Raw genomic sequence first — 1,558 nt, 5'->3', positions numbered from 1 at the left:
GTATGAACGGAACGTAAATAATCAGCTTTTTAAAATTCTAATAAACCAACTAAAACATCTATCCATAGTAGCAAATGATAAAATGTCATCGCAAGTGTTAAATAATAACAAAATGGAAGAAGATGCAACATATTTAATGACTACTGATGCCAAAGATATTCAATCATTAGAATATACTCCAATAGAAGATGCACCGCCGTCAGAAGAGACAGTTGTGTTTCTAGAAGATATAGATATTAGCAATCCTCCAGATTTTGATGATGCACCAGATGAAGATGAGAAAATTATTGTGGTCATTCAGAATAATGAGGAAACAGAATTAATAGATAATACTGGTGCAACATTTCTATCAAAACCAAGTAATCAGATAGATAACCAACCTTCAAATATTGAAAATACTAACTCCATAGTATTAATCATATCAGACAAAGCCGAAGAGAAGTTTGAAGAATCTGTCATCAACAACCTTCAGGAAGAGGTAGAAAATCAGGAAAATTATACTTCCGAAGAAAAAATTACTAATAATAAGAAACCTGTTGAAGAAGAAAGCCCAAGCAGAACTCCGAAAAGAGAAAATTTGGAGGAAGAGGAACAATATACTGGTCAATATACTTACCAACAAGCAGCCAACTCCGAGGGGGTAGAACCGCAAGCGCAACAGTGGGCACGTCAAGTAGAAGTACCAGTATACGAGATAAAAAACAAACGAGCAGAAAAAGAACGTTACAACGGCGAAAACAAAGATATTGCCCAAGCTGCAACCGAAATGTTGAAAAAATATAAAACCATCGAGCAAGATGGTTCTCGTATTTACAGAAGTGATGCTTTTGTAATTCGGCAAGAAGGGGATACCATCAGCATCCACCGCCGCAGTGACGAACTTCAGGGTTGGAACAACTCCTTGATGGAGTTCAAACCCGGTAAGGCAAACAAAGAACCCAAAATCACCAAACAGCCTAAAGAAATGTTAGGGGTAGAACGTCAGGAATTTTTGATGGTAAACGAACACCTCCAGGATAAGGGTAAACTACCTGACTTGAATTCTTCAGATATCCGGGATGTGGCAAATACACTTGGTTCTCTTGCGCCTGCTGGTACTATCAAAACTCTTGAGGTATTCAAACAAAACGAGATGCTGGATACTCTCAACAACATACTCCTGACAGCAGGGAAGGATGAACTCGCCGTAGGAGAATTTACCATTAAACGCACCCGTGATCCTCAAGGAAAAAAAGCCAGCCTGCAACTATTTAAAACCACCGAGGAAAGAGGTACTCAGGAACTTGTCCGGTTTGATCTGACTAAAACCGAAGCTGGCATTACCAAAGAAGTCAGTAAAATGAATATCTCTGACTACGATATCAACCAAATGAAGTTTATTGCCCAAAACGCCCAAAAGCTTAACCTAGAACAAATCTTCGGTAACGAACAGCCTACCGCCGCACCCGCACCCACACCCAAAGAACAACCAATACAAGCAGCAGGCGATATCCCCGTTAAAGTTCACCCCTATATCGCCGAGGAATGGACAAACATGATCAAGCATGGTGGTCCTGAC

At 39.9% G+C, this 1,558-nt stretch carries 1 pseudogene; it reads left to right on the top strand.

Annotation, left to right across the window (positions count from 1 at the left end):
- Window positions 1-82 precede the first annotated feature (82 nt).
- Window positions 83-1,558, top strand: a pseudogene (locus tag DP116_RS28195) (hypothetical protein); the annotation flags it as partial.

It is taken from the genome of Brasilonema bromeliae SPC951 (assembly GCF_012912135.1).
GTDB classification, from domain to species: Bacteria; Cyanobacteriota; Cyanobacteriia; order Cyanobacteriales; family Nostocaceae; genus Brasilonema; species Brasilonema bromeliae.
The sequence above is the reverse complement of the archived record's forward strand: the minus strand, read 5'-3'. Positions and strand labels throughout refer to the sequence as shown.